Below are 17,189 nucleotides of genomic sequence, written 5' to 3' on the forward strand. Positions count from 1 at the left end.
ACCCAAGTCTTGCTGTCATAGTCTATATTTGCGTATATCTCTGCAGCATATGCCGCTTGCAGTTCCAATATCTTCTGAGACTTGATATCTGGTAATACCGCAGCGTCGTGAGTATCTTTTCTGGTTTGGTCGAAATTTAATGATCCGCCACTTCTAACCATTCCGCCAAGTGTTATAGATGGCAAAACACCGTCTATATTTTCATCCCAAATTACGGCGGATGGATCTACATAAGCCCCGCCTTCTCCGACATTTATTAAATCTTGCTTGCCTGATGGAAAATCAACTAGTATTTGCATTTATAGAGCCTGCTTTTTTACTATTCTCATCCAACCTGTCACATCCCCTGCGGCAGAGTTTCTATTAGTATGTATACGCACCTTATCGCCTACTGATAGCGTCACTCCTAAAGCCGAGCAATGAGACGATGATGTTTCTGATATATTATTTAAAAGGGATATCCTGTCAGCTGCGTTTATAATTTTTATATTCGTTGTCAGTTCAGAGCTATTTACAGATATACCGATATTTTCATTAGAAGCATTCGCTTGATCCGCAAACTGGATATCGTATTTTCCGTTTTCGTTAATCGTGAAAACAGAACCGTTTGCCGCTGTATAAGCGTGCGATATTGCGGTTCCTACGCTGCGTTGGGTAACTGAGTACCCGCGTATATTTAAGTCTGTAGATCCATAACCGTTTGGTGTTGTCATATATATTTCATGATCTCCAACGGTCAGTTGAGGTTGAGCAGAAAAAGATATAACCCAGCTTGTCTTTGTTCCGCTTCCTTTAGTGGTAACAGGATCGAATGTTAATGTTGTGCCAACATAACTAACGACCTGCACAACCATAGAATTTGCTGCAGGTGCAGCAGCATCAGCAAATATCAGGTATCCGCCAGGCAAAAACCCTTTTCCGCTTGAAACGGCAGCAGTCTTGCCTGTGGTCAGATTTATGCTTATAGATGATGCGCTGGTGTCTGACACGTTGTTAAGATTGAGAGCATCAACAACGCCATCAATTTCTTGCATAAAAACATCAAGAAACCATGTAATCCACGCATCCATATAATTGCTGAATGTGGCGCGTATATTTCTCTGAGGTTTATTGCCTGTGTACTTTGTTAGCGCCATTAAATCAAACCTTTAATATTTATTCTTATAAAAAAATCATCGGGGTTCTGATAATCAAGCTCTCCACTTCCTAAACCAAATACTCTTAATGATGAATATTCGCTTTTGGTACTCGCTATCCATACACTTGGCACATCTAGAACTTGAGTGAGTATGTCTATTGCTGTATCTGCGTAGTCTTTCTTGACGTGAGCGCGTATCTTCATGTCGCGTCCAGACTTTCTGCGTTTTATTTCGTTATTCCCGAAATCATCTATCTTTATGTAGCTGTAAGTTTTTGGTGTAACACTTGCGCCGCCCAGTAGAGTGTTTCCTATTGGCCTTAGATCTCCAACTTGATACATGCCAACCTCCAAATCACCGGAAGTTGAAGACAAAGTTACGGTTAGCTCACTATTTGTATAAGGAGGCAAGTCATTAAGAACGAAATCTGGCTGCTGGCTGAATGGAGAAAAGCAATATTCGTAATAATCTGGCGGGAATGAGTTCTCTAGCTCAAGAGTTTTACTGTAAACGTTCGTTCCATCTGGTGAATCTTTCACATTGATTGTTGCTGTATCTACATTAACAAGTCCCGCAACGTATAAGGAGCTTATAAACCCAAGAGAATTTACAATTGTTAAAGGTGAGGACGCTTTGGTTTTGGAGCTGCTTTCTCCATCAAACATCTTCCATGCGTTTGTTGCAGAAACATCTATCCACCAGATAACACTGTCTGCATCAGCAACGCGGTTTTCTATTTCCGTTGGATCATTATCCAAATTAGTGTCCGCGCCACTCTCATAAATCCTATGTGTGACAGTACTGATAACCTTGTCGCCTAATGCATAAGTTGTTCCGCTATCATATACAGCGTGATCATTCTCAGTAATTGTTGTTGATGTTAAGGTATTGTCATCAACAACAACCGGCACCATGACGCTTAATACAGCTTCAGTCATTAGGCGGCCTCCTGCTCGACAAGCATTGCATTACCGCCTGCAGTTACATCATCAAGAATTGTTGCGGTTTGTTCAGCGCTTAGATTTCCGTCTTTGATCGCGGCAAGGACTTGTTTAAGCAAAGCAACAACCTCAGAATTATCAAGGAGCTTTTTAGAATCAGAGTTACTTGCAATTCTGCTTGGCTGAGTGAACTCTAATTCTGGCCCGTTTTCACCTACTATTCTTAGTCCACCAGAGTGAAATCCACCGCTTTCAAATCTCGGTATATTAGGATTCCTTGCAAAGAAATCCTCTCTATCCTGATTAGTAAAGTCTGTGTTTGCTAGTATTTGGTTAGATGTAACACCAGTCCTTGCAGCTTCAGATGCTATTTCTTGATCCGTTCTCTGGACACTAAAGAAGTCTCTTATTTGATCGCCAGTTATATTTCTATTGCCGTCAAATGGCAGTGATCCACCTTGACCAACAACAGCATTTCCACCTGCTCCGACACTCTGCGTGTTAAAGCTTGCCAGTGAATCAGCAAGTGATTTGATAGAACTATCAACGCCATTTATTGCATCAAGCTGTAATTGAGCATTAGTGAGAATTCCCTCAAGTTGCTGCCCTTCAGATTCAAGCGCTGATAATGTTTGTTCTTCCAGTGATAGTTGTTTTCCTGCCGCGTCTTCAAGATCTCTTAAGGTGTTTGCTGAGTCTGCTTGATCTCTCAAGAAGTCGGCACGTGTTGAAAACCCGTCTGCTGATGATTTGGTTAATGCCGTTATTGCATTACCAAGTCTTGGATCTTTGAAGTCACTATCATTAATAGCCTCTTGTATTAAGCTGGTTGCAGCAAATTTAGTAACTGGGTTTATTGTATTTATCGCGCTGCCTGCTGAACGCAAAACACCCGACAAATCATTCATTCGCCTGCTAACTTCTGTTATTTCTTCAGCAATGGTTTTCTGCTCTGATGCAATTGATCGAGACAATGCGCCGAATGAGTCATTGATTGGCTGCAAGTTTTTGGTCACAGTGCTTTCTACTGGAATTTCTTCTACTGCTTGTGATGCGCCCTCGGCACTTGTTTTAAGCTGATCAACAGAAAGTATCAAGGTTTGCAAGGGAAGGCTTAAAGCTGCAGAAAGCTGATCTGTAGAAAGTGAATTGGCTCTGAATGCGTCAGCTACTTCCTGAGGAGACACTATCCGGTTAATATCAACCTTTTGTAACTCAGTCAGAAGCTGCTCAGACAATATTTCCAGCTGATCTTCAGGAGACAGAAAATTATTAAAGAAAGAATCAAAAGAAGCATTGGCATTTTGAACGCCACCTAACTTATCAATTAACTCTGTTCGTTGAGTGATAGACAAATCTCTTAATTCATTTTTAGCTTCTTCTGTTGACCTTCCAAGCAGCAACATTATGTTACTTAATGAGTCGAACTCTGAATTAATACGTACTATTGCTTGAAAAGCCGTCTCGCTGCTATTCGCTAGACTGTCGATTTCAGGTATAAGGCCAGTGGATAGTTGATTGCTAATATCTTCTAGTACTTCAGCTATTTGAGCTTCAGATAAAGCCTCTCCTTTCTCACTGGCAATATTAATGCTAGTCGAGAAGTTATCAATCGACTCAGTGCTTAATCCTAGGTTTTTAGCCGCATTACGTAATGAAGAAGAAAAACCCTGTACAGTTGTATCAAGAAACTCTCCAAGCTGCACTGATGCTTTACCTGCTTCTTCAGCGACTTCATTTAACGCGCTAGATATTCCGCTTTCACTAACACCTCTGAACCCATTTAACAGTTCACCTGAGTCTGTATCATTGATAACCCTGTCAGTCTTACTTCCACTGAACACGCCGCCTTTTGCCTTGAATTTGACAGAAGTAGCACCTTCAAAACCTTCAGAATTGAAATCACCGATTAAATTCGTTTCTTTTTGCTTTAACTCGCCTCGGCCAAATAAACCCGTTAATATTCCGCCTAAATCCGGCAAGAACTTACCGACTACTGGTATTTTGCTTAATGGGTTTATTATTGTGTTAAGTGTCTTGCTTGATGCACCGAATAATTTATTGTCATTTGCAATTAATTTATTGAACTGATCAGTGAGTAACGCTGCTCCTACAACTAAACCGCCAGTTGCGAGCGATAATCCACCTGCTGCGCCGGTACCAGCGCCACCGATAGCGGTACCTGGCCCACCAATGAAAGCAGTTCCAGCACCAGCACTTCCCGCACTGAATACAGATCCGCCACCGGTTAATGCAGATCGTAGGCTAGAGAATCCTCCTGATATACCAGATCCTATGCCGGCAAGACTTAAGGCGTTTGATGATGAACCGCCAGATGTAGCGCCACCAAAAACAGAACCTATACCAACACTTTGAGCAATTTTTAGCGCTGCAAATTCTGAGGCTATACGACCAACGGCCAAGGCAGCATTCTTAACCATGCCGTCCAGACCATCATTAAAGAAATTAAATATTCCATTTGATAGAACTGACTGGACATTCCTTTGAGCCTGATCCCACAATCTACTAAACTCGTCTGTTACTTTTCTGGTTGTGTCAGATGTTCCAAGCAGTTGATCTTCTAATTTGTCTAATTGTCTTGAGTAAGCTTCTGTGCCAAGGCCTGATTCAAGCAATCGATCAAGCTCACGCACTTCATCTGCAAACTTTTCTTCTTCAGTTCTAACTGACTGCGTGATTGATTCTATTTTTTGCAGATCATCTTCAAGCGCTCTTGCAACTTTCTGTTGATCTTCTAGCTCCTTATTGGTTTTAGCTATACTGTCTATTAAAGGATTGGCAACCTTAGATACACCCAACGTTGCGGCTTCAAGCTTTTTAATTTGCGTAGCAGTTAATCCAGCTTGAGAAGCTTCTTTTTTTAGGGAAGCAATAAATCTTTGGGATTCACTTATTGCTGTTTTTCTTGGGGAGTTAAAACTTGATGGAGTATTAGGTTTACTTCCTGGTGTAACAGCATTTTCCAGTTTTTCAAATACCTTTTCTACTTCATCGGCTTCCTGCTGAATCTGTTTTCTTGAGTTTCTTACTTGCTTGGCTTGCTCACGTAGAAAACCGATTGGCCCAAGTATGGCATTGAATATTGTGGAGTTTGCTACACCTTCTGTAGTCAAATCCTTAACTAATTTCGCACTTAACGAAGTGGCTTCTGTTAAGAAATCAATTAATCCAGAGTTGCCGACAGCAACCTTAAGATCAAACATTGCCGTATTTAATCTGTTTATATTGGCGTTTAGCTGCTGTGAAGCATCTTTTGCCTGATCTCCAAATGTTTTATCAAGCTCTGCGGCCAGTGCTGGCAATAAATCTTCCGCCAGCAAATCACCAGCTTTAAGCATCTTATCCAGCTCTACAGTAGTGACCCCAATAGATCTTGCTGCTATTTGGAATGCACCCGGTAATCTTTCGCCCAATTGCCCGCGCAATTCTTCTGCAGATACTTTGCCTTTGGATATAATTTGCTCAACAGCAGTTAACGCGCCGCCAGCCTGATCCGCCGACAAACCTAGAACAGTTGATGCTTTGGCAATTCCTAGAAAAATATCTCTAGTTGCTTGACCTTCTAAAGCAGTACCCTTCGCTGCCGCTGTGAGCTTAGAAAACTGATTGGCTGATGTGCTTAGATCTAAACCAAGTTCTTCTGCAGATTTACGAACAAAAGACATTGCCTTTGCTGCACCTTCCGCCGAACCAGTTCCTACTGTTAGGGAATTATTAAACCTTTGGACTTGAATATTTGCTTCAGTGATGGACCGTACCGTAGAAGCCGAGAAGAAACCAGCAACAGCAGCGCCACCGAGCAGTGTAAAACTGCGCGTGAGACTTATAACACCTGCATCAAGACTGCTTATTTTACGGCCAGCGCTATCAAAAGCTGATCCTGTAAAATCACGTCCTACGATGTCAACGAATGTTTTTGTCATTGCTGCGCTTGCCTTAATTTATCGCAGTAATCTTTCAGAACCAAAAGGGAAGAAATAATGCTATCTACCTCAACAATTTCCGCGTACTCCAATATAGCGTTGAGAGATGACCAATCGAGTTGGTTATCCATCAGAAGCCAAACACGATAAGCGCTCTGATTCGTTTCAGTTAACCCAATATTCTTGTTATCAACTTTATTTTTTAGCTGGCTTGTTTGGAGCCAGCTTTTAAGTTTTTTTCGTCTTCCTCTTTTTTCTTCATATGCTCTGAGGTTGACTCAACAATCTTTTCTACAATTGGCTTCCATATTTTAGGAAGATCTTCAATTGCTTCACAGAAAATCTCTTTATCGAAAGGTATTTTTTTATCGCTACTACCCTCAAATAGATCGCTTTCCTGTACATTTTCCCATCCATCCACAAGCATTTTTACGACTTCAACGTCTTCTGCCTGCTGACGTAACATCTTGTAATACTCTGCTGTTGTTGCTCTACGTCCGAAAAATTTCATTTTCCCGACTGTTATTTCTAAACGCCGTGAGTTTCTTATTTTTTCTGCCAGGTCACTCATGATACAAACCACTGCTCATTTGCAGATAAGGTTACAGAACAACTCGCCGTAGCAACTGCACCAACAGAACCATCTAGACCGCGACCACCTGCAACACCACCGTTAAATATAAGTACATTTCCGTTCTGCAAAGTCACACGAAACACTCTGTCTGTCTTTGACAGACTGGCTTTTCTCATCTCTAAAACATGAGGATCAAGTGGGCTCGCATTCATTGGTATGGTGATCTGTGGCGCATCATCAAGACCAAAAACTTCAACTTTAGTTGTACGGTTGATGGTTGTAACGTCAATACGGTTTGGATTAGGCTCAGGGAAATTGAAAGATGTGGCGTTATTAAATGCGGTAAAAGTTGTTACTTCTTCGACAGTTCCACCGGATGTATAGGTACCTAGTGTGGTACCGTCCAAACCTTCACATTCAAATGTGGTGCCTGTGGGATTAGCTACTCTGACCTGCAAATTATCTAACTCAACCAGACCACCAGGAGCCTTTAAAACAACTATTTCCCCGCCGCTAAAGCTGTTTGCTGATGTAACAACCACCGGATTTGTACTTGTAACACCTGTTATTGCCGCTGAAGTACCTAACGCGCTCTGCATTTCGATAGATGTATCTAACAATAATATGACTGCCATCTTTACTTTCTCCTGCGACTCGCGCCGTTAAGGTTAAAAATTTGGGCGGCGGCGTTTCACAACGATGGCCGCTTTTCTGCTTTAAATAACTTGTTCTGGATCTGTTACATCTAAAAACTTAGCTGTATAAATCATTGTCGCAATTCCTACAGGCTGATCACCGTCTTCAATTTCTATTGTTGTTGCATTCAACTCAATATCTTGCGCTTTAATAGTCGTATCATTGCTTATTGCATTTTCAATCTTTACGCATAAAGCATCTAATTGATCATCAACAGTTGAAAATGCTTTTTCATGAATTGTTATAGTTAGTTCAATTTCACGATTAGAGCTATTAAAAGTTAGGTGTTCAACAACCTCGTTGCTAGTAGTAACAATTATTCCTGGCAACTCAGAAGGGCTAAATAGCTTCGTTCTGTTAACATGCACCGCGTTTAATAACGCCGGCTCAAGTAAAGACTTTATTTTCTTGCGTAACTGTTGCCTTATGTGCATTTATTCGTACCACTTAACACGCAATTCCAGCTTCACAATTCCTGTGCCATCTTTCTCTATGCCTATTATTTCCCACTGCTTACCGGTCGACATTTCTTCTGCCATTGAGCCTTGTTCTATACAATCCAAATTTGACTCTAATGTCTCAAAAGTAGGGTTTGACGACTCTACAAAACCAACTTCTTCAAAAGGATCTTTGAATATTCCATCAACATCAACATGATCAATTGTTAGTGTTTTATTAGCTAGTCTTCTTAATACCGAATCATTCACACGCGTTTCTAATGATGCAAATGGTGTTGGCATATTAGGCAGCTACAGCATTCACCGAACCAAGTTTAATTTTTACGGTAGGGCTTGGATTCGCAGCATCTTCAACAGCAATGCCTACGCACTGCTGCGCCGTGGCCGTCTTATTAACAACAGACGAACCAGGCACCCAAAATACCCTATCACCAACAGAAACGGATAATGCGCTTGTTTTTGCTATCTCTACAACGCCATCTGTTAAAAATGCGCCCGTTTCTCCATTCGCAACATCCCCTGTTGCCACACCAAAGAGACTCGTTCCGAATAAATATCCAACGCCGCTCGCTACGTCTGCACTTGGCACAAGATCAAGAGTATGTCCTGGCTGAATAAAGTTCTGCATTAATTAAGCTCCATTGTTTTTGTAAACACCACGATAATCTATTGCCTTAGCAGCAAAATCTAAACGTGCCTTAATTTCCATACCATCAACATCAAAACCCTGTCGGGTTTCAATATAAACACCGCTATTTCCTTCCAAGTAGCAGTATTCAACTGTATCAATGACTGAATTATCAGCAAGGAGATACCATGCAGTCTCGCTTGACTCATCCAAACGATCCTCAACAATTACCTGCAATCTTCCAGCAAACGGGTTAATATTTGCTGATTGAGCCGCTAAATACTGTTGACTAACTATTTGCTCTGCAGCTGTTTCCAAAGAAGTTGGTACAAGGAAATATCTCGCGCCAAGGTTCATAGAAACACCTTTTATGGTCTTCTGTTTTCTTAGTTTCTTACGTCCTTCACTTAAAGAGTTAATAGATATAGCTGTTCCTGTACCAGTCAAATTCTTATGAGTCGCGTGAAATAGCGCAACACCATCAGCAAGAGGTGCATTTGCCGTTAAGATCCCATAAACAGTATCACTTTCATAGTTTGCTGCTGATGTAGCGAACATTGCAGGCAATCTAGTGAAAGCGCTTAAATCGTCATTAATGATAGCTTGTCGTGTAAGTCCGATAATCTTACCAACCGTTGCAAGCTGATAAGTTTCTTTCCCGTCTGTTACTGCGCCGCGCTTGAATTCACCATTTTCATTAACGGTCTCAAGTGCTGGTGCATCAGATAAAACCATTTTGTTAATTGGCTTGAAATCAGAAGCAGAAGCTTGACGAGCCCATGCCTGAAAAGTTCTTGGCGCTGCTTCATATGCATTACGTAATGATTTGTTAGCAACATTAGCAAGAACGTTTGGCAAATCAGATGTTGACTCGAAAGCACGTCCAGCAACCTGCATCTTATCCATTCCATTTGTATTAACACCACGAACACGCATATTTTCGCGGGATAATTCAAGCAAAGACAAGCCAGCGAATTGTCTCGCACCATCTGGTAGCTCTGTACTTGGATTTGCTCTATGCAATAGAGCGGCCTCCATCATATCCCTGCGTGTTTCTGTTTCATCCACTAAAGTATGGATATCGGAACGGCTTGAAATATTTTGTTCTGATGTGCGATTAGCTAATTTATCTAAAACCTCTTTCCTAGCCTCGTCGACTGTAACACCACGCTCAATCAAATCATCGACAACACTTTCATCAACAGATACTGAACGGCATATTTGCTTGATTTCAGTTGTTCGTTTGCGTTCTGCTTTAACAGCATCGCTTTGGATTTTGCTTGTATCAATCGGTTTATCTTCTGCCTTAACTGAACGGGCAGAATCAACTTCGGCAATATTCTGATCAATTACTTGTTCAGATTTTTCTTCAGTCTTAGTTACTGGCATTGATGTTTCCTCACTATTAATTGATCGTCCAATTCCTACCGTTGCATCTACTGGTATATCGCATAGAGTTACTTCCATAGGTAACCACCTCGTTACCCTATATTCATCCGGTGATCCGTCATTCTTTTGTGTAAGAGTGCGCTCTAAAATCCTGTAACCTACACTAACATTTGGTATAAGATCGTCTTCAAGGTCTTGAAGAACTGATTTCATGTCATCACGCCTGGATAACTTTATTTCAACAAATCCACGGCCATTTTCTATCCAAGCTCTTGTAGTTTTACCAATTGAACGTAACGGCGCATTCTCTGTTCTGCTAATCCCATGATTAAGTAATACAGGTGCGCCGTCATTTAAACGAGACAAATCTATTTCTGTATTTCTATGGCCTAATACCTCAACCCACGGCTCATCAAAGAAATTTGAGCGTGTATAAGGTTCTTCGGAAGAAAAAGGGAACTCAAGAACTAGGTTTTTATTTGTCGAAGCGTCATCCGTGTCAGCGCGTTTCGTGACATCAAGATCAAAACTTCTTGTAAGAATTTGCTCTGGCATACGCTTAAAAACTATTGATTAAAGCGTATTATTGATAATATGGAATTACAAAACCATTAAAAATGGTATTACTTTTCTTGCTCTACTTTCTTTTCTTCTAGCAAGCCGTTAAACGGGTATTCTATGCCGGCTTTTTTAAACATCTCTTTGTCTTTTTTAATTTCTTCTACTAATTTTTGTGGGTTATAACCTCGCTTCCTGGCCGCTTCCGAGAAAGACATTCTTGAAGTTGATAGTTCCTCGGTTTCGCTTTCAACGTCTTTTTTAGGGTCTACCCAGTCAAAACGAGGCGTTGTCCATTCTATTCTAGACGGTAATTTAGTTTTTTTCTTGGCAAGTGTCGCGGAACGGCTCCAAGTTCTTATTACACGTCTACAGAACATAGGAATAAAAACCAGCCATTGTATTTGCTCAACTTCGCGCCTAAAATCAAGTGTTCCAGACCGAATTGACGAGAAATTTACCTGAGACAGATCGCCTGTCATTTGCTCATAGGTAACACCCGATCCTGCGGCTATAGCGTGTAATCTTGTATTCACATACTCAGAGTATCCAGTAGAAGCAGGAGGATTATTAAATGTTATGCTTTCTCCGCCGTTCAAATATTCAATCATTCCAGGTGATAATTCTTCAATTTTTCTCCCGGTGCCCTGCTCTTCAGAAACCCTACCAATTTCAGCACCATCATCATCAGATTGAACTACTGCAGTTATACAAGCTTCCGCAGCTTTACGTACAAGTGTAGCTTCCTCATACTCATCAAGATCATTTGATGTAATCATTGATGGTGCTAAAACAGGAACTCCTCTTGACTGCCCTGGCCTTAATTTTTCATATACATGAATAATATCTTGAGAAACAACGCGGAATGATTCTAAACCAATTGAAAGCGGAGTATTCTCGCCAGGATGCCGTCTATACAACCAATAAGCGACTCTTTTTCCTTCTCCATCATATTCAATGCCATGCTGAATATATCCGCCATTTTTTAGCTTCTCATGCTTTGTGGAATCAAGATAATCCGGCTCAAGAACCTGTAACTGCAAAGGAACTACAAGACCATCACTTGCTTTTTTATGAATAAATCTAACAATGCATTCACCAGACTCAAATAATGTTCTAGCTACTATTTTCTGTATTCCATAGAAATCAAGACAACCATCAGCATCGCATTGATCTGACTCAAAAGCCCATGACTCCCATAATTCAGCAGTTTTTTCGTCTGGTATGCTGGGTACTATACCTGTACCGACAACATTACATGTGAGAACCCGCATTGATTTTGATGCATAAGGATTATTTCTTACCAGATCCCTTGATCTATCGCGTAATTTAACCAAACTTGGCGTTATTTCTGAATTTGCAGAAGTGCTAGGTGCCACCCATCCGCTAGTCCTTCTTCCTGTTTTGGCTCCATCGTAACCACGCTTCTGCATTATTTCGATAGCCCGTCTTGTTCTCATATTATCGAGCTGTCTTTTTGGGCTAAAAACACCTACTATATGATCAAAAAAGGCCATAATTAATCCATATTCCTTGAGACAAATGAAAATCTACGTTTCTTAGTTAATGCGCCAGATTCCTGCAAAGCGGATTTAACTGTGTTTCTGGCCTTTAGAAGATCATCTACAGACCTGTAAGTTACCTCGCGCCCGTCAAATACTACCTTTAGCTCACCGCTCGCAATTGCTGACTCTATTGCGGTCAATTGTTCAACAGTGAAGCTCATTATTTACTTCTCCTCAGTTTTTTTGCCATGCGCCTAACTGTGTTATAGTGGACTCTATGTTCTTTAGCTAATAACTTAAAGTTACCTGAAGTTCTTAAATCTCTCATAATAGCTTCTTTGTACAAATGTGATCGCTTAGGCACATAAACCATTTCACCGCCGTATTCATGCCTAACTGAATTGGTAATTTTTTCAGCATTCGCAGGCAAAACACCATTTTCTACAAGAATTTCACTTATTCTATCAATTACGTCCATTTCTGCCTCTAATGGATTTCATCAGATTCCTGCCGCGAGAAAGAGTTGTTTGTTTTTTCGAGTGACTACTGGCTACATCCGGTCTATTATTGGTTTTTCTCTCATTAGCATCAATTTTTACCTGTTTCTCTAACAAATCCCAATGATTTTGTGTATATCTATGCAAACCAAGCTTATAAGCTGCTGCTAGGTTATAAACCATCAAATCAAGCGCCTCATTTCTATCTGACTGCTTCTTTTCCCAAATGGTTTTCTTCCTTCCATTCACATATTTAGCCGATCGATATTCAGATACAAGCTGCTTATAGTATTCTTCTGGCAATTCATTTGAAAAACGAACAGCTCCTGGTCCTTTATCACGCTTCCATCTTGAGAAAAGATAATCTTTTGCGGTATCGGTTCCAATCTTCCATAGAACAACACCTTTTTTTACATGCTCACCTTTGTAATTGAAATCAACATTTGATGGCCTATTAGGGATTATTGGTCTATTTCGCACTGATTCACCTTTAATGGCGAAAACTTTCTTTGATTTATTGCGTCGAACAAAGTTATAGACCTCTTGCGTATGGTGGCCACCTGAATCTATTAATGAGGTACTTATATTTAATATTGATCCCGATGCATAACTAAAATCAGATACCAGAGTTTCATATGCCTGTTTCCAAGTATCATTATCAGAAGGATCTCCAATAATGACCCGATAATCCACTATCCAGCATTCCATATCACGGCCCCAACCTGCCACCTTTAACTCCAATCTATCAGCCTGAGTATCTATTGCAGCAGTTAAAACCATAACACCATCAGGAACCGTACCAAGTCTGTAATCTTCAGCTCTTGCCATTAAAGCGTCATATTTAGTAGCTTCTTTCTTTCGTTCCCAACATCTAGCAAGCCGCGTGTTATAGAAAACAATCATCTCTGATTCATCACCGGCATCAAGAAGCTTTTTAGCTTCTTCGTAATCACGCATCAACCCGCGCCATGACTTCCACCCATAGGGCAAATACATTGCGCTAGCTGTAAATGATTCAGTGGTTTTATTTTCTACGCCATCAGACCATAAGCCATTTGCAAACATCTTAGTCTTGTCTGATTCTTTATGCAGTCCGCCGCACTCTTTGCACGGATACAAAGCCTCGTCATTCTCAGATAAAAATAATTTCTCAAATATCAATTCTTGAGTATGACCGCAATGCACGCACTCAGCTAATGCATGTCTTTGAGTGCCTTGTTTGAATAATTCGTCAATCCTCGATTCTTCTTCAATGGTCGGTGATGAATAATAGTAAGATTTACGGTTATGCTCAAAAGTGGTCTGTCTTGCTTCTGCGAGTTTTACCGGGTCGCCTTCACCATCTACATTTTCCTCGCCGCGATCAACCTCATCAATCGCAACTCTACGCGCCGGGACTTCTGATAGATTCGCAGCGCTGCCAGCCGTTGCAATAAAAAGGGTGCCGCCTATGTATTCTTTAGTGTCCTGGTTATTCATAGCATCACGTGAGTTTGGTTTTGCAACTCTCTCACGTAATACATCAACAGCTTTAATAGTTTTATCAATACGTCCAGCTATGCGCTTATGAAGTTTGCCTGTTGGCATTAACCAAAGAAAGTTTGACGGAGACTGGTGAACTGTTGAGCCAAACCAGTTTAAACAGATCTGTGTTTTGAACATCTGGCTAGCTACTTTTGCGACAACAGTTTTACATTTATGGTCATCAGATAAGCAAAGCATTATTTCTCTGGCATGTGGAGTTCTTTCTGTTTTGTAGGCTCCATATTCATTACTGCCCGTAGACTTTGGAATAATCATAAAACGGTCCGACCATTCATCGACCGTTAAATCAAGGTCTGGAAGGAATCCAGCCTCTAATGCTTTCTGAAATTGTAAAAGATCACTCAATTATTGGCATTCTCGCAAAATTATCAAGTATCATTCTGTACTCATCATTCAATAATGACTCTACTTCAGATATATCTGTCTTACCAACAATTACCGGAGACATTCTTCTGGCGCTTGTTATCAATGTATCCCTGCAAGCCCTTGCACGTTCAAACATTATCTTTTCTACCAATTCTCTACTAACTAATAAGGACATTGATTTATCATAGTCTGCCGATGCTTGTAATGCTACCGCCTTCTCACGTAATGCGCGTGAGTTTTTAAATAAAGTATCAGCATCTTTTGTTGCTAAATCCAATTGCGTGTCGTTAACTTCGGTTTTTAATTGTGTGAACGATTTATCTTCAATGGCTTTATCAACTTCAACCCGCGCAGCCTTTGCTTGCATCTCGTTTGCGTAGTTGTTTAAGTTAACGGTTTCTTTGATTCGTTTATTACTTTCGTTAACCAGTACACGTTTATCATCATCGGTTAACACTAAGCGCCCATCGTTGAGCCACTTCGTAACCATAGGTTTGCTTACACCCTTATAACGAGCGTATGCCGCCTTAGTCATTTCGTTTTCTTCGTTAACCTGCCTGGTTAACTTTCTTTTGCTATTTACCAAACTTGTTGATTACCAAATGTGTTAACTCGTTTTGAAAAATGTTTTACTAGATTTTGTGCTCGGTCGCATCTGCCCGCACGACGGATACTCCCAGAAGAACCTAAACATAAATATCATAAAAGATTTTCAATCTTATTGCTCTTAGATATATTATCCCCTGACCATAACGGCCGAAGGTTGCTTAGTCTGTAACACGCAATGATGTCTTCTTCTCTTGTTAAATCAAATGAGGAAACTGGTATGATGTGATCTATGTGCCACAAACCTTTATTCCCCCAATCCATACCATTTAAAAACTGCTTTTCCAGGTGATCTATTAATTCTTGTGTTGTACATTTCAAATACTTTGACCATTTTATTGAATCAGTTTTTCTTTTTATATGTTTATTCATGCATGTTTTCAGTCTTTGGTAAACAATGTAGTTTGGATCGTTCTTATGTTTCCACCGAGCAAATCTTGCTTTGTCTTTCTTCCATTCTTTCACGTGACAATCATGCTTTGCATTCTTTCTGGACTCCAATATTCTTTCGTGTAAAATAACATGATGATCATGCTTAATTCCTTGCAATCTTAAAGTTTTCTGTCTTATCCTATACTCAACCTTTCTTGCCAGATCTTTATCTCTATTTCTTTCACGCCATTCTTTGCTTATCTTTTTAACTTGACTTCTTATCTTGGTTTTCCTATCTTCAGTAAATTTTGATCTATATTCCTTATCTCTTAAACAAGAGCATTCCTTGCATATTCCCCTTAAACCATAATTCCCACTGCGAAACTTACGTATCGAGTATTCGATATCTTCCTTAAGGTTATGACATCTGCTACACATCTTCATCTAGCAGTACTCACAGCACGCGAATAAGCCTTCCTAAACTCAATAGCCAAGTCACGTAGTATTACCTGCCTTGCTGTTTCTTCCATATTAAATAATCTCCTATACCTTGGCCTATCAACGAAAAGTAATACCGGCTCAGGTGCCTTACGCTTCTTACCGCGCCTTGACTTGCCTCCACCTGATACCTGTTTATGCACAACAAAGAACTCAAAGCTGCCGGTCTTGCCTTGATTCTTTCTAGTTTTCTTCTGCCCTCTGTCAAACCTTCTAATCCATACACCTGGTGATAAAGTAGAAGTTGTATTTGAATCTGGCCTGAATGTTTGAAAGTATTTAACAAGCTTATTAATAAATGCTCTGCGTATATTGCCAAATGAATCACGTGGTGCAAACTTACCAGGAACTATAAACTTACCCGATGGAAGCACACCTAAACCCTTTAATGTTCCCTCAGCATTCTTTGCTGTCCTGCCTCCGCCAGTAAATAAATGCTCAAGCAATCTATTCTCATTCCTTCTGTCTTTAACCATAACCCTTGATGTCATGGTCCGGCGTGTTGCGTTCTTAGTTGCTATTGCTCTCTGAGTGAATCTGGTGGGCCTATCTATTCTTGATAAAATTTGTTTATCAATAACCTTCTTACTGTTTCGAGCTAACTGATTGAGTGTCAACCTTATAGCGAATGGCACCTGACTTTTTCTTGTCCGGCCCATTTCTTCCTGCAATTTCCTTATGTCGTGTTTAATTGATATAGCCATATAAAAACCTAATAAGTATGAGATCATGTTTAAGCATCATATTTCCACACATGATATTCTCATGTTAGATTATGCCTATTGGATTCACTAAATTACTGTAGTTTGAATTTGGCTGTTGTTAATATCATATCTGCGTTATATCAATCAAAAGACTCAATTTCCCAACCGCCGCCACTTCTCTTGGTTTTAGGTTTTGCGGCAATGAATCTAAAAGGATATTGTTCAGCAGCGACCTTTATCTTTACCCTCGCATCATCAAGCCAGTGACCTTTAACTTCGTGCATTTCCATTTGTCCGCTAGCAAGCATCACAGCAAAGTCAGGAGAATAAAATGTGTTATCTGCCAACCTTAATTTAATACCCTCAAACCGATACCACAGAATCTCACCAGCAACCATCATTTTATTTAACATGGATTCATATGCTTGCTCTGTTTTGTTACGCTGGCCTTTTTTGAGTCTTCCTAGCGCATAAAATCCAGTCTTCATTCTCTACGCCTCCTTACATTCTGGATCAATATAATCAGCACACCCAGCAGTACATTCTTGGCAACACGCACACGCATTATCTTGATTCAACGACTGCTTAAACGGGCACGCATGACCTGTGTCTTGATCGTTCTCCATGCAAGCAGGGCATATCGTTTCGTTCTCATCCATATAGCTATTCATCAAATGTTTAAATCACCTATCCTTTAAGAAAACATTTTACTTAAAGGACGTTAATTTTATAATTTAGCCCTAAATTTATGATATTACTCATCACAATC

Annotated in this window: 19 protein-coding genes; all 19 read right to left on the minus strand. The window is 40.3% G+C overall.

Going from position 1 to position 17,189, the window contains the following annotated elements; genetic code table 11:
• On the minus strand, positions 1-299 hold a 299-nt coding region (locus Q0688_RS15785; protein ID WP_299078903.1), incomplete at its 3' end, for a hypothetical protein.
• The gene (locus Q0688_RS15790) at positions 300-1,136 is read right to left on the minus strand and encodes a hypothetical protein (RefSeq protein WP_299078906.1); all 837 of its coding nucleotides are present in this window, start codon (positions 1,134-1,136) and stop codon (positions 300-302) included.
• A complete protein-coding gene (locus tag Q0688_RS15795) occupies positions 1,136-2,077 on the minus strand; it encodes a hypothetical protein (RefSeq protein ID WP_299078909.1) in 942 nt (313 codons plus the stop codon). The genes Q0688_RS15790 and Q0688_RS15795 overlap by 1 nt, the downstream gene beginning before the upstream one ends.
• Positions 2,077-6,024, minus strand: coding sequence for a tape measure protein (locus Q0688_RS15800; protein WP_299078912.1), 3,948 nt, complete (start codon positions 6,022-6,024; stop codon positions 2,077-2,079). The genes Q0688_RS15795 and Q0688_RS15800 overlap by 1 nt, the downstream gene beginning before the upstream one ends.
• A 202-nt stretch (positions 6,025-6,226) precedes the next feature.
• The gene (locus tag Q0688_RS15805; protein WP_299078915.1) at positions 6,227-6,595 is read right to left on the minus strand and encodes a hypothetical protein; all 369 of its coding nucleotides are present in this window, start codon (positions 6,593-6,595) and stop codon (positions 6,227-6,229) included.
• Positions 6,592-7,233, minus strand: coding sequence for a phage tail tube protein (locus Q0688_RS15810; protein ID WP_299078918.1), 642 nt, complete (start codon positions 7,231-7,233; stop codon positions 6,592-6,594). Before Q0688_RS15810 ends, Q0688_RS15805 begins: the two co-directional genes overlap by 4 nt.
• 81 nt (positions 7,234-7,314) lie before the next feature.
• Entirely contained in the window at positions 7,315-7,728 is a 414-nt protein-coding gene (locus tag Q0688_RS15815) for a hypothetical protein (RefSeq protein ID WP_299078921.1), read from the minus strand.
• Complete coding sequence (locus tag Q0688_RS15820) at positions 7,729-8,034, minus strand: hypothetical protein (protein WP_299078924.1); 306 nt, start codon at positions 8,032-8,034, stop codon at positions 7,729-7,731. It lies immediately after the preceding gene.
• A 1-nt stretch (position 8,035) separates the two neighbouring features.
• Positions 8,036-8,380 (minus strand): DUF2190 family protein, encoded by a 345-nt coding sequence (locus tag Q0688_RS15825; RefSeq protein WP_299078927.1) that lies wholly within the window; start codon positions 8,378-8,380, stop codon positions 8,036-8,038.
• 3 nt (positions 8,381-8,383) lie between these two features.
• Positions 8,384-10,324, minus strand: coding sequence for a prohead protease/major capsid protein fusion protein (locus tag Q0688_RS15830; RefSeq protein WP_299078930.1), 1,941 nt, complete (start codon positions 10,322-10,324; stop codon positions 8,384-8,386).
• Between the two features lie 68 nt (positions 10,325-10,392).
• The gene (locus Q0688_RS15835; RefSeq protein ID WP_299078932.1) at positions 10,393-11,844 is read right to left on the minus strand and encodes a phage portal protein; all 1,452 of its coding nucleotides are present in this window, start codon (positions 11,842-11,844) and stop codon (positions 10,393-10,395) included.
• Between the two features lie 2 nt (positions 11,845-11,846).
• Positions 11,847-12,053, minus strand: a complete 207-nt coding sequence (locus Q0688_RS15840) for a hypothetical protein (protein WP_299078935.1) — start codon at positions 12,051-12,053, stop codon at positions 11,847-11,849.
• The gene (locus tag Q0688_RS15845; protein ID WP_299078938.1) at positions 12,053-12,310 is read right to left on the minus strand and encodes a Mor transcription activator family protein; all 258 of its coding nucleotides are present in this window, start codon (positions 12,308-12,310) and stop codon (positions 12,053-12,055) included. The genes Q0688_RS15840 and Q0688_RS15845 overlap by 1 nt, the downstream gene beginning before the upstream one ends.
• Positions 12,297-14,219 (minus strand): phage terminase large subunit family protein, encoded by a 1,923-nt coding sequence (locus tag Q0688_RS15850; protein WP_299078941.1) that lies wholly within the window; start codon positions 14,217-14,219, stop codon positions 12,297-12,299. The genes Q0688_RS15845 and Q0688_RS15850 overlap by 14 nt, the downstream gene beginning before the upstream one ends.
• Positions 14,212-14,775, minus strand: a complete 564-nt coding sequence (locus Q0688_RS15855; protein WP_299078944.1) for a hypothetical protein — start codon at positions 14,773-14,775, stop codon at positions 14,212-14,214. The genes Q0688_RS15850 and Q0688_RS15855 overlap by 8 nt, the downstream gene beginning before the upstream one ends.
• Positions 14,776-14,939: 164 nt before the next feature.
• Entirely contained in the window at positions 14,940-15,662 is a 723-nt protein-coding gene (locus Q0688_RS15860) for a hypothetical protein (protein WP_299078947.1), read from the minus strand.
• On the minus strand, positions 15,659-16,420 hold the full coding sequence (locus Q0688_RS15865) for a hypothetical protein (RefSeq protein WP_299078950.1): 762 nt from the start codon (positions 16,418-16,420) through the stop codon (positions 15,659-15,661). The genes Q0688_RS15860 and Q0688_RS15865 overlap by 4 nt, the downstream gene beginning before the upstream one ends.
• Before the next feature lie 140 nt (positions 16,421-16,560).
• Complete coding sequence (locus Q0688_RS15870; RefSeq protein ID WP_299078953.1) at positions 16,561-16,908, minus strand: hypothetical protein; 348 nt, start codon at positions 16,906-16,908, stop codon at positions 16,561-16,563.
• 3 nt (positions 16,909-16,911) lie between these two features.
• Positions 16,912-17,091, minus strand: a complete 180-nt coding sequence (locus Q0688_RS15875; protein WP_299078956.1) for a hypothetical protein — start codon at positions 17,089-17,091, stop codon at positions 16,912-16,914.
• Positions 17,092-17,189 lie beyond the last annotated feature (98 nt).

The sequence above is a fragment of the uncultured Paraglaciecola sp. genome (assembly GCF_937123705.1).
Lineage (GTDB): Bacteria > Pseudomonadota > Gammaproteobacteria > Enterobacterales > Alteromonadaceae > Paraglaciecola.

Excerpts from the sequence above, each read along its gene's own strand:
- Q0688_RS15790 (WP_299078906.1), bottom strand. The coding sequence starts at position 1,136 with ATGGCGCTAACAAAGTACACAGGCAATAAACCTCAGAGAAATATACGC.
- Q0688_RS15795 (WP_299078909.1), bottom strand. The coding sequence starts at position 2,077 with ATGACTGAAGCTGTATTAAGCGTCATGGTGCCGGTTGTTGTTGATGAC.
- Q0688_RS15800 (WP_299078912.1), bottom strand. The coding sequence starts at position 6,024 with ATGACAAAAACATTCGTTGACATCGTAGGACGTGATTTTACAGGATCA.
- Q0688_RS15805 (WP_299078915.1), bottom strand. The coding sequence starts at position 6,595 with ATGAGTGACCTGGCAGAAAAAATAAGAAACTCACGGCGTTTAGAAATA.
- Q0688_RS15810 (WP_299078918.1), bottom strand. The coding sequence starts at position 7,233 with ATGGCAGTCATATTATTGTTAGATACATCTATCGAAATGCAGAGCGCG.
- Q0688_RS15815 (WP_299078921.1), bottom strand. The coding sequence starts at position 7,728 with ATGCACATAAGGCAACAGTTACGCAAGAAAATAAAGTCTTTACTTGAG.
- Q0688_RS15820 (WP_299078924.1), bottom strand. The coding sequence starts at position 8,034 with ATGCCAACACCATTTGCATCATTAGAAACGCGTGTGAATGATTCGGTA.
- Q0688_RS15825 (WP_299078927.1), bottom strand. The coding sequence starts at position 8,380 with ATGCAGAACTTTATTCAGCCAGGACATACTCTTGATCTTGTGCCAAGT.
- Q0688_RS15830 (WP_299078930.1), bottom strand. The coding sequence starts at position 10,324 with ATGCCAGAGCAAATTCTTACAAGAAGTTTTGATCTTGATGTCACGAAA.
- Q0688_RS15835 (WP_299078932.1), bottom strand. The coding sequence starts at position 11,844 with ATGGCCTTTTTTGATCATATAGTAGGTGTTTTTAGCCCAAAAAGACAG.
- Q0688_RS15840 (WP_299078935.1), bottom strand. The coding sequence starts at position 12,053 with ATGAGCTTCACTGTTGAACAATTGACCGCAATAGAGTCAGCAATTGCG.
- Q0688_RS15845 (WP_299078938.1), bottom strand. The coding sequence starts at position 12,310 with ATGGACGTAATTGATAGAATAAGTGAAATTCTTGTAGAAAATGGTGTT.
- Q0688_RS15855 (WP_299078944.1), bottom strand. The coding sequence starts at position 14,775 with ATGACTAAGGCGGCATACGCTCGTTATAAGGGTGTAAGCAAACCTATG.
- Q0688_RS15860 (WP_299078947.1), bottom strand. The coding sequence starts at position 15,662 with ATGAAGATGTGTAGCAGATGTCATAACCTTAAGGAAGATATCGAATAC.
- Q0688_RS15865 (WP_299078950.1), bottom strand. The coding sequence starts at position 16,420 with ATGGCTATATCAATTAAACACGACATAAGGAAATTGCAGGAAGAAATG.
- Q0688_RS15870 (WP_299078953.1), bottom strand. The coding sequence starts at position 16,908 with ATGAAGACTGGATTTTATGCGCTAGGAAGACTCAAAAAAGGCCAGCGT.
- Q0688_RS15875 (WP_299078956.1), bottom strand. The coding sequence starts at position 17,091 with ATGAATAGCTATATGGATGAGAACGAAACGATATGCCCTGCTTGCATG.